This is a genomic window from Paraburkholderia piptadeniae (assembly GCF_900007165.1).
GTDB classification, from domain to species: Bacteria; Pseudomonadota; Gammaproteobacteria; order Burkholderiales; family Burkholderiaceae; genus Paraburkholderia; species Paraburkholderia piptadeniae.
On the sequence record NZ_CYGY02000123.1, the window covers coordinates 1 to 13,042 of the forward strand.

The 13,042-nt window shown below is 59.8% G+C and carries 13 protein-coding genes and 1 pseudogene; 5 read left to right on the forward strand and 9 right to left on the reverse strand.

Going from position 1 to position 13,042, the window contains the following annotated elements; all coding sequences use genetic code 11:
- From BN2476_RS41445 to BN2476_RS41460, 4 genes are all read right to left on the reverse strand, one after another.
- Nucleotides 1–427, reverse strand: a 427-nt coding sequence (locus tag BN2476_RS41445; RefSeq protein WP_143811188.1) for an APC family permease, incomplete at its 3' end; no start/stop codon positions are given.
- A 455-nt stretch (nt 428–882) separates the two neighbouring features.
- Nucleotides 883–2,073 carry an acyltransferase family protein gene (locus BN2476_RS41450; protein WP_087739944.1) on the reverse strand — a complete coding sequence of 397 codons (1,191 nt, stop codon included), beginning with the start codon at nt 2,071–2,073 and terminating at the stop codon, nt 883–885.
- Nucleotides 2,074–2,223: 150 nt separating this feature from the next.
- Nucleotides 2,224–4,137 carry an AAA family ATPase gene (locus BN2476_RS41455; RefSeq protein ID WP_087739945.1) on the reverse strand — a complete coding sequence of 638 codons (1,914 nt, stop codon included), beginning with the start codon at nt 4,135–4,137 and terminating at the stop codon, nt 2,224–2,226.
- 457 nt (nt 4,138–4,594) lie between these two features.
- Nucleotides 4,595–4,756: a DUF1328 domain-containing protein gene (locus tag BN2476_RS41460; protein ID WP_087739946.1), complete on the reverse strand. Its 162-nt coding sequence runs from the start codon at nt 4,754–4,756 to the stop codon at nt 4,595–4,597.
- Nucleotides 4,757–5,379: 623 nt separating this feature from the next.
- On the opposite strand from BN2476_RS41460, the gene BN2476_RS41470 reads away from it, so the two are divergent.
- A complete protein-coding gene (locus BN2476_RS41470) occupies nt 5,380–5,697 on the forward strand; it encodes a hypothetical protein (RefSeq protein ID WP_235851205.1) in 318 nt (105 codons plus the stop codon).
- A 404-nt stretch (nt 5,698–6,101) separates the two neighbouring features.
- Here the strand turns inward: BN2476_RS41470 and BN2476_RS41480 are convergent, their stop codons facing one another.
- Both BN2476_RS41480 and BN2476_RS41485 read right to left on the reverse strand, forming a co-directional pair.
- Nucleotides 6,102–7,025, reverse strand: coding sequence for a PilZ domain-containing protein (locus tag BN2476_RS41480; protein WP_087739949.1), 924 nt, complete (start codon nt 7,023–7,025; stop codon nt 6,102–6,104).
- A 205-nt stretch (nt 7,026–7,230) separates the two neighbouring features.
- A complete protein-coding gene (locus BN2476_RS41485; protein ID WP_087739950.1) occupies nt 7,231–7,677 on the reverse strand; it encodes a cupin domain-containing protein in 447 nt (148 codons plus the stop codon).
- 273 nt (nt 7,678–7,950) lie between these two features.
- Between BN2476_RS41485 and BN2476_RS41490 the strand changes: the two genes are divergently transcribed.
- Nucleotides 7,951–8,376 carry a VOC family protein gene (locus BN2476_RS41490; RefSeq protein WP_087739951.1) on the forward strand — a complete coding sequence of 142 codons (426 nt, stop codon included), beginning with the start codon at nt 7,951–7,953 and terminating at the stop codon, nt 8,374–8,376.
- A gap of 166 nt (nt 8,377–8,542) precedes the next feature.
- The gene (locus BN2476_RS41495) at nt 8,543–9,490 is read left to right on the forward strand and encodes a LysR family transcriptional regulator (protein WP_087739952.1); all 948 of its coding nucleotides are present in this window, start codon (nt 8,543–8,545) and stop codon (nt 9,488–9,490) included.
- Here BN2476_RS41495 and BN2476_RS41500 read toward each other — a convergent pair.
- A complete protein-coding gene (locus BN2476_RS41500; protein ID WP_087739996.1) occupies nt 9,487–10,377 on the reverse strand; it encodes a LysR family transcriptional regulator in 891 nt (296 codons plus the stop codon). The two genes, BN2476_RS41495 and BN2476_RS41500, sit on opposite strands and share 4 nt — an antisense overlap.
- 155 nt (nt 10,378–10,532) lie before the next feature.
- Nucleotides 10,533–10,661: a hypothetical protein gene (locus BN2476_RS49425; RefSeq protein WP_268958028.1), complete on the reverse strand. Its 129-nt coding sequence runs from the start codon at nt 10,659–10,661 to the stop codon at nt 10,533–10,535.
- A 191-nt stretch (nt 10,662–10,852) separates the two neighbouring features.
- Between BN2476_RS49425 and BN2476_RS41505 the strand changes: the two genes are divergently transcribed.
- Complete coding sequence (locus BN2476_RS41505) at nt 10,853–11,404, forward strand: thioredoxin family protein (RefSeq protein WP_087739953.1); 552 nt, start codon at nt 10,853–10,855, stop codon at nt 11,402–11,404.
- An 80-nt stretch (nt 11,405–11,484) separates the two neighbouring features.
- On the opposite strand, the gene BN2476_RS41510 is transcribed toward BN2476_RS41505, so the two are convergent.
- A complete protein-coding gene (locus BN2476_RS41510; protein ID WP_087739954.1) occupies nt 11,485–12,498 on the reverse strand; it encodes a D-cysteine desulfhydrase family protein in 1,014 nt (337 codons plus the stop codon).
- A 124-nt stretch (nt 12,499–12,622) separates the two neighbouring features.
- Here BN2476_RS41510 and BN2476_RS41515 point away from each other — a divergent pair.
- Nucleotides 12,623–12,978: pseudogene (locus tag BN2476_RS41515) on the forward strand (organic hydroperoxide resistance protein); the annotation flags it as partial.
- Nucleotides 12,979–13,042 lie beyond the last annotated feature (64 nt).

The following is a 13,042-nucleotide window of genomic DNA, read 5'->3' on the forward strand; positions in this document are numbered from 1 at the left end:
TGACCACCAGCACCGCCGAAAGCAGCAACCCCGGTGTCGTCAGTTCGCCGTTGACGAACAGGTTGTGCGCCCACTCGTACGGCCACGTGCTCATGTACTGGATGGAGGCCTCAGCCTCGATCGGAATCACCGACACGATCGCGATCCAGTTGGCCCATGCGCTGATGAAGCCCACCAGCGCGCCGTGCGAATAGCGCGCGTAGCGCACCATGCCGCCCGACTCGGGGAACATCGACCCTAACTCGGCATACGTCAGCGCGATCGCGAGAATCACCACTGCGCCGATCACCCACGCGCAGATCGCGGCCGGACCTGCAATCTTGGCCGCCTTCCAGGCGCCGAACAGCCAGCCCGATCCGATGATCGAGCCGAGCCCCGTCAGCATCAGCGCGAATGGGCCAATGTGCCGTTGAATCGAGCTATTCAATTGTCTTCCTCATATCTCAGATGCACGGAACCGCCAGGCCATTTCATCCCGACGCTGAATATTCCGGCTTTCCTTGTAATTCGATAGCGAAGCGCAACAGCTGTCGCAATGTGCACTGCGAGACGTGTTGTCGATAGAGCGCATGCCATCGAGCGAGTGCCGGATAGTCCCCGGAATGACACTGCGCCGTCCAATGCAAATTGCGCATGAGGGTCATGTCTAATAAACATAACGCCGCGCGAATGCCTGTGTGATGGGGCGCAGCGGCCAGCGTCCGTGAACCGCAACAGGAGAACAGGCACGGCATCGACACACGATTGCATGCGTGCTGAGTCGTGCTGCGGTTGCCGAATGATTGGCGCGTATTCGCGCTATCGCTGACGATGTGCATTCACGTTCTATCAACGAGCTTTCAACGAACGATGCATCGCGCCCATCATTCGAATGCACTCGCGTCAGGTACGCCGTGCCGGGTAAAAGCGCCCATCGACGTGCGAGAGCAGCTTGCGCGACAGTTGCGTCGCGCGGCCCTGGATCAGCCGGTCCGAGAGGCGCGAAAACCCATATGAGGCAGCGAGCGCGATCAGCACGGTCGCGATGAAGAGCGCAATCGACATATCCTGATCGGTCTGCCTGAATATGTGCGCGAAGAAATGAAATGTCGCGTACACACAGATGAAGTGCCACAGATAGATGCCATAGCTTTCGCGGCCCAACGCCGCTGCACATCGGCGAAATACGAACGCACCGCGCGATCTCATCAGATCGCGTATCGCATCGCACTGCGAGCCCACGAACAACAGGAACGCAACCGCGCTGCATGCAGCAAACACGGGCGCGAATTGATGCCCTTTTGCAAGCCATACGCCGAGCGCGGCAGTCGCAAGCGCAAATGCCAGTGCGAGCGTGAAATAAAGCCACGCCGCGCGCCGGGTGACGTTCGACGTCCCCATCAAATGCGAACGGAAGCCATACCACGCCCACATCCCGACGATAAAGCACGGCCCTTGCACGGGCGGCCAGAAATAGCTGAACGAGTTGTTTCTGACGTGACAGTCGAGTGTGCCGTGGCAATCTCCGATCGACATCGACGCAATGGAAAGCGCCAGCAGCACCAACGTCGCCAGCACGAGCCGCACGCGATTCATTGCCGCGAAGAACAGGAGTGGCGCGATCAGATAGAACAGCATCTCCACGCCGATTGACCATCCACCAGGCACGACGTTGTTGATCGCCGTCGGCGACAGCGCGTGCAAAAACAGTATGTTGAGCAGAACATCGATGGGACCGTGCGAGCCGAGCACCCATGCCCGCTCGTACCCCGACTCCATTGCGCCATAGCTGATCAGCCCATAGACGGCAATTGCGACGTAATACAGTGGAGCGATGCGAAAGAAGCGTTTGATATAGAAACGCAATGTGACGTGACGCGCATCCACGCAACGTGCGTGATCGGTTTCAAGCGTCATGAAGATCGTGATCGCGCTGATCACGAAGAATAGCTGCACGCCATATTGGCCCATGCGGGCCAGCAACTTCACGGCATGCGGCAGATTGGGAAACTGAAACGACAGGTGTACGGCGACAACCCCGACGATCGCGAGCGCTCGACCGGCGTCGAGCGCGGCAACGCGGCTTTTGTCCATCTGCAAGCCCTCCTCGCGCTTTGACTGTGAGTTCGCCCAATAAAGGGCCGCGAGGTTCGTGGACAAAATGTATTCCGTAGAAGTTCCTGTTTTTTGTTTCGCTGTTCTTTTGTTTCGCAAGTGCGGGCGCCGCAGTCGTGCACGAATTGATCAGGCCGCCGCCGGCTGCTCCGCAAGATGCAACCCCTCCCGGCTCGCCTTGTGTTCGTGGATCAGGCGATAAACCGTTTCACCCGGCACTGTCTCCGATTCCAGCAATTGGTCTGCAATCGCGCGCAGCACCGGCGCGTTGTCGCTCAACAGCGCATAGCAGGCTTCGTTCAGATCCTTGAGCAGAATGTTCGCGTGTGCGATCGCGTTCTTCATCTGCAAACCCGCGTATTGGGTAGGCAGCGCGGCAAGACTGAACAGATTGCCATCTGCGTTGAAGCCGAATTTCGACACCATGTCCAGACTGATGCGCGATGCCTCCTGCAAGTCCTGCGCCGCGCCACTCGATGCTTCCGAGAACGTCAGCAATTCGGCATTTCGGCCGCCCAATAGCACCTGAATTTCGTTGCGCATCTCGGTCTCGCGATACAGGTGCTTGTCCTGCGTCTTCGTGATGAGCGCGACGCCCAGTGCGCCGCCTCGCGGCAAAATCGTGACCTCTTCGAGTACACCCGTGCCGAGCAGCGCGGCGACGAGCCCATGGCCGGCCTCGTGAACGGCGATACGGGTACGCTCGTCTTCGGTGAGCGCGCGCTCCGCGCCATTCACATCGCCGATACGCGCGATCTTGATCGCTTCGACAAAATGCTTCGATGCGATCACGTCATCACCCGCCTTGCGCGCGACGAGTCCCGCCTGATTGACGACCATCGCAAGCGTCGCGGGCGAAAGCCCCGTTGTCAATCGCGCAAGCTGGTTGAAGTCGATGTCGTCGGATTTCGATTTCAGCTTCTCGGCATAGAAACGGATGATGTCCGCGCGATCTTCGAGATCGGGCAAACGCACCTGCACCGTCCGATCGAAACGGCCTGGACGGCGCAACGCTTCGTCGAGATTGTCCGGGTGATTCGTCGCCGCGACGATAACCACGCCTTCATTCGATTCGAAGCCGTCCATCTCCGCGAGCAACTGGTTGATGATGCGATTGCTCTCGGCTTCGACGGGACCGCCGCCCGTGTCCGTGCGTTTGGCAAGGCCGTCGGCTTCGTCGATGAAGATGACGGTCGGCGCATTTTTGCGCGCGAGTTCGAACAGGTGCCTGACCTTCTGAATGCCGACGCCGTAGTACTTCGCGCTGAAATAGCTGCCCGTGATCGAAATGAAATTCGCGCCGCACTCGCCCGCGAGCGCCTGCGCGAGACGCGTCTTGCCCACGCCGGGGCCGCCCGTCATCAGAATGCCGCACGGCGCGCGCACGCCCATGCCGGAGAACTGCTTCGGGTTCGTCAGATAGGCCTGAATGTCGGCCAATGCCGCTTTTGCTTCGCCCGCGCCAATCACGTCGTCGAAGGACAGTGACGGTGTCTTTTCGAGCAGCCGCGCGCCGCCCGTCATTTCACGTCGCATGAACCACGCGAGTCCGCCGATCAGCAACAGGGGCAACAGCAGGCTGATCACGTCGCGCGTCTTGTCGAATGCCTCCACCCAACGCGCGGAGCCCGTGCGGACATTCGCATCGGGCAGCCATACGAGTTGATACGGAGAACGCGCGTCCGCCTTCATTTCGCCGAGCAGCAGTGCATTCGAAAAGGCCGCGTTGTGATCGGTGACGTAGTACTTTGCTCCGTCACCCGTCGACACGAGGATCGCATTCGGGCTCACGCCGATGGCCGTTACGTTGTGTTCACGAATGTCGCGCAGCATTTCGGACGCGTCTCTTTCCTGATGGGTCCACGGCGACGCGTCTTTACGCATTTCGCTCGCGACGCCTCCGAGTACCGGCGACGCCATCGCATTGCGCTGCTCGTGGCGTAGATGCAAAAACGTGACAAGCGCCACGAAGGCCGTTGCGATCACGCCAAGCATCACATAGCGGCCATAACGGGACCAGAACGTATTCTTTGCCGCTTTCATCAGTTGATTCCTAAAACGGGCCAAATCGTGGCCTTCACGGATGAACGTGAAAAAATAATAGGGAGAGCACCGCGCGCGATGCGCGCAACGAGGCTGGGTGGAATTGGGCTGGGCTGCGGCAGGGCCGCGAGCGAGGTGGGGACCAGCTCTTTGGTGCAATGACAGTCGGTAAAAAAGAAACGTCCCTTTTTCAACCGTAGTGTACAGCTAGCATTATGCCCAATGCCTGCGCCATTTCCAAAACGATAGAAAAGGGCTTATTTCAGGGTTGATTCAGTTATTTGCCGTGTTTTCGATTGGCGCTGCCAATAAAGGCAGATCGAAAGTCTGGCGAGGTGGTGAATATCGGCAAAGCCGAATGGGTCATCATACGCATGCGATTGCACTGGCGCGCGATGACCCATCAAGAAGGACGGGAGTACCCCGCCACGATTACGCTGATGGAATGTGGCAACCGTCAGCGCCGTACGACACCCATGAGCAGCGTCATGATGAAAATGACGAGGAACAGGAAGAACAGGATCTTCGCGATGCTCGCCGCTCCTGCTGCAATTCCACCGAAGCCGAATACAGCAGCTATGAGCGCAATGATGAAAAAAACCAGAGCGTAGTAAAGCATGATCTGCCCTCCGTTGCCGGATGATGCTCCCATGCGGCTTATGCGCGGCGACGTTCCTGAGCGGCAGCAAGCAATGTTCCCATCAGGGTCCGTTACCCGCTGCGCGAACACGCGCCCATACGAACGTATGAAGGGTTGAATCCATCGATTAACCGGGCACCCCAATGTAGGCAAGGTCCATTTCATCGCCTCGTTCTATCGCTCATTCAGGGAGCCAAAGCATTCATCAGCCCACGCGCCAGGTGAATCAGAAAGCACGAAGTGAACGGTTCAATGGGCAAGATCACGAGGATGCGCATCTTCTCGCGCGTCATCGAGCTCATCATCGACGATACCTAGGCGGCCGCCTCGCGACGCTTGCGGGACGCGAGCGTCGCGGCGTTGCCCGTTCATTGCGTCGCTGACGATATTCGCAATAGAAGGCTTGTTTGGTTATTCGCTGATTCGCACCTTCAAAACACCAGCGTATTTGCCGTCTATTCATGTAGACATCGTGTCGACGCGAAGATCAAAACCTTTATCGATTTTTTGACGCCGCACTTTAGACAAATGCCCGACAGCATTCTTCAGGACGAGCATAAGGATGAGACGCCTGGCCGTCTCACGCGCGCAGTGGAGAACGTATGATGCACACGATCAGCTTCCCTCACTTTCGGGTACGTTATGCCATTGCGGCTTGCAGTATCGCGCTTGCCGCGACATGCGCGTATCAGGCGCCTGGCCTGATGCAGGCGATTCTCGTCGTCGGAGCGAATGCACAATTGCCGCTTGAACGTCTTGCCGCCGAAGCGGCATCACCTAGCCCTGTCTCGTCGGAACGCGAGCGCGCGCAGGCGCAGAAAGCCGATGGAGACGGCCGGGCTGCTGCGCGCAAGCGTCGCGAACATTACGACGTTCACGGCTATGAGCGCAGTATGAGCGACTATAAGTACTGGACGTAAGCGCGCTGCGCATTCCGTATTCGTCACGTCGCCCATACATAAACAGAAACGCGGCGAATAGCATCGCCTATCCGCCGCATGACGTGCCATCTCAGAGCGGATTCGCATTCCTCAGTACAGACGCCAATTTCATCGCGTCCGCATTGGCGGGCATCGGTCGTTCATCCCAGCACGGCTCATCGCACGTTCCTTTTTCGAGCCGAATAACGAACCGCACGATCTCGCCCTGCCCTTCCTGCGACTCGGCCCAGATATTTCTGCCGTGCGCTTCGCACTGTACGGTCCTTAAGCGTCCCTTCATCTGCACGTCGATATCATGAATACCGGTTTCCGTGCACCCCTCGCAACCACGGGAATCAATTCGGCCGACGGCGACGTCGGCCTTTTTTCGGTCCTGTGGCAGCTTATGCGAACCGCCCTTCGCCCGCCACGGGATGTTCGCGCGCAACGGCCCCCGTCAGTACATCCAGCACAAAGTCGCTCACGAGCGCGCGCACTTCTCCCGACGTATTGCCGAACTCCGCGCCGATCAGGGTTTCCCCGCCCTTCGTGCGCCGGTTGCGCGCAATGCAGTTAAGCGGCGCCGTGCGTACGCGGCCCGCGCGCGCGAGCGGCAGCGAGAGCTTGAAGTGCTCGCCGGGCGCAGGCGAATTCGCGTTCACGAGCAGGCCCACGCCTGTCGAGCTGAGATCGACGGCGCGCACCTCAGTGCCCGCCATCGGCCGGTCGTTTCTCGACAGACGCGCAGTGACGTCGATGCCCACGCGAACATTCCGCCGCAGCGTGCGCGAGCGGACCTCCGCGGGATAGCGCAAATAGAGCACTTCGAATGGCGTCGCGTGGCGGCCGATGACTTCCGACTGGAACGAATAGCGGTAACGCCCCGCGATGAACTGACCGTCGACGGCCGCGCCTCGCATGAAAGCGGGATCGATGTCATTGCCAGCCAGGAGAACACTGACCTTCTCCAGCAGGCCAACGAACTGCGTGCGCGCCGAAATTTCGCTGTCGTCCGCGAGCGTGACCACGAAATCCTCGGGCACGCATCCTGTCGTCGGAAAGCTTCCGACAAAGTCCTGCTCGTCGTGATTGCGGTGCGTGCGCGCCGCGGGTATGGGCGCGTCGTCTTGTGCCGGCTTCGCATCGTCGCGGTGCTCGCCGGGAAATGTGTGCCGGTACGCGCCTAAAGCGAACAGCTTCCGGCACTGCGCTTCGCTGTGAACGACATGTCCCCGGCCTATCAGCAGCTTGCCATCCACCGTATAGACGGAGAATGGCAGCGGAACCCCGATCGTGACTTCCCGTTGCGACAGCGGCACCAACGGCATGGCTGGTCTTCTCCTCTCGTGGTCTTGTTCGAAATGCATGCACCACACCGAGATGCCCATTCTCGAATGCGTACAGCGTGCAAGTATGCACGACGTCGAAGTTCACACCAACAGCGCAAACGTTTGTATAGGGCAAGTTTTTGCAGGCGCAAGCAGTTGCCTTAAACGGTCGGGTCCGCTATTTCGCCGTCACGCGTGCCGTCGCTCATTGCGGCGCAGCGGGCACCAGTCCGTAGGCGGACATGACGGCAAAGAGCTTCGCGCGATCAGGCGGACCACCGGCATCGACCACCGCGCCGACATCGCGGAAGTACTGCGCCCCGATGTCAGGTGTAAGAACGATAAGCGCGCGCGCCGTTGCGCCGTGGGGATTGCTGAACGCATGCACCGATCCGCGCGGCGTGTGCATCCAGTCGCCAGGCGCGAGATCGCGCACGACACCATCGACGGCATAGCGGAGCGTGCCCTCCAGCACATAGACACACTCTTCATTGTTCGTGTGACTATGCGGCGGCGGCACGCGCGAGCCGGGCGGCACCGTCAACTCGAATACGCCCATTCCGCCCGTCGCGGTTCCGTCGATCAGATACCGGATCGTCAATCCGCCGATCGTGATCGGCTCGCTTGCCGCCGTGGTCGTGTTGTTTGTCATTACCGGCTCCTTCTGTCGCGTATCCGCGAGCGCATGAGTATCAAGTGTAGATGAGGGCCGCGTGGCCGCAATAGACACGTATTCCAGCATGACCGCGAGGCATTTGCATTATGGGCCATGACGCGATAATCGCCATGCGATGCTCCAGCACAATGCCTCACTCGCAAATGTCCGTTTCCTGCCGCTCAAGAATCCTCGCGAGTTCGCGTTCCTATAATTGCATCGATCGCGCCGAACGCCGTGATCGCCCCGACTGCACAGGAAGACCCGAAAATGACGACCCAACCGATCACCGCCGGTATCGATCACGTCGGACTGACCGTTCGCGATCTTAACGTGACGAGTGACGTCTTTATCAATTGCCTAGGCTGGACGCAGGTCGGAGAAAAACCCGACTACCCTGCCGCTTTCGTATCGGACGGCAAGATCATGGTGACGCTTTGGCAAGTCGCCGATTCTGCCAACCGCATCGAATTCGACCGCAAGACAAATGTCGGGCTGCATCATCTGGCCTTTCGTGTTCGCAGTGAAGAGGAACTCGGCGCAGTGTTCGAGCGAGTTTCCCGGTGGCCGGGTGTCAAGGTCGACTTTGCGCCGGAGAACCTCGGCGCGGGACCCAAGCGGCACACAATGATCTACGAACCCGGCGGCATCCGGCTCGAATTCGATTTCGATCCGCGCATTCACATGAATACCTGAGCGGAAATTGCGGCCGCATTCGCATTCCATTCTTCAGCGGGACCGCTCGATCCACTAGCTATCTCTCGCGGTGATACCCCTATCAAAACAAACCGCGCGTTCTCTCCGGAATCCGTTGCTAAAGTAATGGCAGTGCTGTGAAGCGGCAATGGAACCGGGATTGAACATGGACCAGCTTTACATGTTGAGAGCATTCGTCGCGGCGGCGCAGCATCAGAGCTTCAGCAAGGCGGCCGCGTCGCTCGGCGTCACGACAGGGTCCATTTCAAAGGCCATTGCAAAGCTCGAAGCGTCGATCCAGACCCGTGTGCTTCATCGCACGACACGGTCCGTCACGCTGACCGAAGAGGCACAATCGTATTACGTGAGCTGCTGCCGCCTGCTCGAAGAACTCGACGAAGCCAACCGCCGCATGACTCGCGAGCGTGAAGTCGACAGCGGCAAGCTGCGTCTCGCCGTTCATCCGATGCTGATCGGCGACACGTTCTCGCAGTTTCTGGCCGGGTATCGCGCGATTGCGCCCAATGTCAATCTCGTCGTGTCGATACACGAAGGCGCCGTCAATCTCTATGACGGACAGTTCGACATGGCGATACTTCCGCCGCATCAGGTCGAGCAGTCGGCCGTGATCCGGCGGACATTGTTCAATTCGCCGCGGATGCTCGCGGCATCGCCCGACTACCTCGCCCGATCCGGCATGCCCCGGTGCGCGGCCGATCTCACCGGGCACTTCCTGCTATTGCCTTCACAGTCGCGGAAACAAAACTCGAACTACGTGCAGATGATCGAAGACGGCGAGCCGGTGCAGGTGGTTCCCGCATCGTCGATGGATGGCAATGATGTGCTGCTGCGCGCCGCGGCACTCGCGGGCGCCGGCATCGCGGAGCTACCCGAAGCAATGGCGCGCGAAGACCTTGCGAAGGGCAAGCTCATTCCCGTTCTGCCGGGCTGTGCGCTGCCGGACAGCGAAGTTGAAATCTGCTTGTTCTACTCGCATCGAGAACTGCTTCCCGCGCGATTCAGAACATTCGTCGACTTTTGCACCGAGTTCTTTCGCCGCAATAGCGTCAGCCGACGGACGCGGCTCGTCGATACTCACGCGCAAGCGGCCTAGGCAGCGGCCATTACAACGGGGCCGAGCCCCGAACGCGCCACTTCGACGAATGCCTGCATGGCGCTCGATACATAAGCGTCGTGTCGGCGGATAAAGAGCGTCGAGACGCAAGCCGTGCTTGTGGCGACGGGATGGATCGCGACGATGTCCTGCTCGGCTGCGCGCGTGACGACACCGCGCGGCAGCAGGGTAATGCCGATACCCGCCGCGACACACGCGATGATCGCATCCAGCGAACCGAATTCGAGCGGTGTCGCGGTAAGGATGCCCATTTCAGCAAGCAGCGCTTCGAGCCGCTGACGATATGAGCAACCCAACCGGAACACGATGGTCTTGAGATCCTTGACTGCCGGCAAAGCCTCGACCGAACGCACCGTGCGTGGCGTCACCAGCACGAGTTTTTCTTCGAATATCGTCTCGGCATGCAGATCCGGATGATCGACAGGCCCCGCGACGAACGCGCCGTCGAGCCGGCATTCCGCGACATCTTCCGTGAGGCTGCTACTCGTTCCCGTTGTCAGCGACAGGCGGACTTGCGGATAAACGCGCGCAAAATGGCTCAGTATGGGTGACAGCCTGAGCGCCGCCGTGGTCTCCAGCGTGCCTAACGCAAGCGTGCCTGAAGGCGGTCCGTCGTCGAGCGCGGCGAGCTTCGCGTCTGCAAGCAGCTTTGTCATGCGCGCGGCGTACGGCAGCATCCGTTGCCCTGCTGGCGTGAGGCTGACACCGCGCACATGACGATGAAAAAGCGCAACGCCGATTTCCCGTTCGAGCGAGCGGATTCGCGCCGTTACATTGGACTGGACCGTATGAAGCTCGGCGGCCGCCCTGTTCATGCTGCCGTGACGGGCAACCGCCTCGAATACCTTGAGGTCGGCAACATCCATGCTGTGTACCTCGATGAGATCGACAGGACCGTTCGCTGCGAACGGCAATGCAAGGTGGACCTCATCGTACACCAAAGCCTGAATGCGCACTGGCTGAATCAACGTGTTACCGCGCATGACGCCCATGCGATCAGCCGGCATTCACTTTCCTGAAGCTACGTGCGCGATTTCCGGCGCTTTTCCAAAGGCCGGCTCGCGCTGATCAGCGAACACTGAATGGGGTGCGCGATCTCGACAGCGAGTCCACCCGCAAGCAAGAAGAAGATAGCCAACAGACGTTTCATGTTTTGCTCCATCGTTTGTCAACGCCTGTTTTATAGCTCAATCGGCACGGTCATTTGTGTCCCAATGTATCGGGTAGCGCCTTCGATACATGACGATTCAAATGCCCGACAGTCCGACACAGCCCCGATACGCGCAGCCGCTTCAATACGGTCATTCCTTCTCGAATGTCTTTCACTAAAAGGACGCCGACATGTTCACCCGACTCAAGACCGTCATTACCCTTGCCGCATTGGCCGCTATCGCCGCGTTGGGCGCAACGGTCGCCAACAGCGGCGCAGCGACGACCATGCCCGTCGAACAGAACAAGCCGGCACCGGAATTCACGGGCATCGACAAATGGCTCAATAGCGAGCCGCTCACCTTGCAGCAGTTGCGCGGCAAAGTGGTGCTGGTCGATTTCTGGACTTATACGTGCATCAACTGCATCCATACGCTGCCCCAGGTCGAGAGCTGGCATCAGAAGTACAAGAACCAGGGTCTCGTGGTAGTCGGCGTCCACACGCCCGAGTACCCGTTCGAGCGCGACACGAAAAAGGTCAGCGCGGCCATCGCTCAATATGGCTTGCACTACCCTGTCGCGCAGGACAACCAGTATGCGACCTGGAACGCGTACGGCAATCAATATTGGCCGGCGTTCTATCTGATCGACAAGAAGGGACGTGTGGTCTATAGCCACTTCGGCGAAGGCGACTACGAGAAGACGGAAGCCGCCATTCGGGAACAACTGGCTAAAGCGAGCTGACGAAAACCAGGCGTTATCCGTGGCGTGCAGAACGGATAACGCCTGACCCCGGCCTTCCTTGCTTCGTTTGAGACGCGCGGTTAAAACGCGCTCCGATACGCGTACAGGCCAGGCAGACCGCCTGTCATCAGGAACAGGACTTTCGAGCGCGGTGCGAATACTTTGCTTCTGACGCTCTGCAAGAGGCCGGCGAACGCCTTCCCGCTGTACACGGGATCGAGCAGCAAACCTTCGACGCTCGCCAGCAGCCGCACGGCTTCGCGCATCGCATCGGTGGGTATGCCATAGCCTTCGCCGCGCTGGCCGTCCTCGACCACAACGCTTCCTTCGGGCAGCATCATGCCGGGCCGCAGCAGCGCAAAGGCTTCCGCCGCCTTTATCCGCGTATTGGACACGGTGTTCTCGTGCGTCGCCAACACGTTGTACGCGACGACGCGCGTCGGGTCTTCGCTCATCGCCGCCATACCCGCGACCAGACCAGCCTGCGTGCCGCCGCTGCCATTGGGCAACACGATGCGGTCGAAGGTGAGACGGGCGTCGTGCGCCTGCGCGAGGATCTCCGAGGCACACGCCGCATAGCCGAGGCATCCCGTCGCCGATGAACCACCGAGCGGGGCGAGATACACGTTGTGCCCGGCCTGGCGCAGCTCGTCGGCGCGTGTCATCGCGAATGCCATCGCGTCGGCATTGCCCGGCAGATCGTGGATGCGAGCGCCCAGCAGCGTATCGAGCAGGATGTTGCCGTTGTCGAGGTAGTCGGTGTCATAGCGCGGCACCGTTCGCGTCAGCACCAGCTCGCAAGCAAGACCGGCTTTCGCCGCCGCAGCCGCCGTGAGCCGCGCGTGATTCGATTGCCGCGCTCCAACCGTGACGATCGTATCCGCGCCCTGCGCAGTCGCTTCACCGATGAGGAACTCGAGTTTCCTGAGCTTGTTGCCTCCGCCGCCGAGCCCCATCAGATCGTCGCGCTTCACGTAGATATCGACGTCGCCGAGCGCGTTGCTCAATCGGCTCAAATGCTGAATGGGCGTTGACCCTTCGATCAACGGGTAGCGCGGAAATGCGGTGAGATCGAGTGAACGCGATGCCGACATGCTGATATCTCCGGGCGTGGTGATTATGATGTGTCGAACGCATGTTAGCCCAAAGTACGCTGCTTTCGCCGTAGGCGTTCAACTCGCAACCCACAACGAATGAGTTCGCAATGTCGCTCGAAAACTCTACACCGCACATGCAAAGGCAACGGGGGGCCGCGACGGCCGCGCGGTCGTGCCGGAGGTAAGACTGGATTTCAAGCTGACCACGCCGAAGGAACTCGGCGGCCAGGGTGGAGAAGGCACCAATCCGGAACAGCTTTTCGGTGCCGGTTTTAGTGCATGTTTTATCGGAGCAATGAAATTCGTCGCGGCACGCGACAAGATCGCGATGCCCGCCGATGCATCGATCGACGGCAGTGCCGGCATTGGCCCCATTCCCAACGGCTTCGGCATCGAAGTCGAACTGAAGCGCACATCGTGTGCCCCTACTCGAACGCTACGCGCAACAATATCGACGTGGCGCTAACACTCGTTTGACGCGCAGTGGCGCTACCGTGTGTGATGCTGGCCGCTGTTTCGCCATGCGGCCAGCAATCGTCAT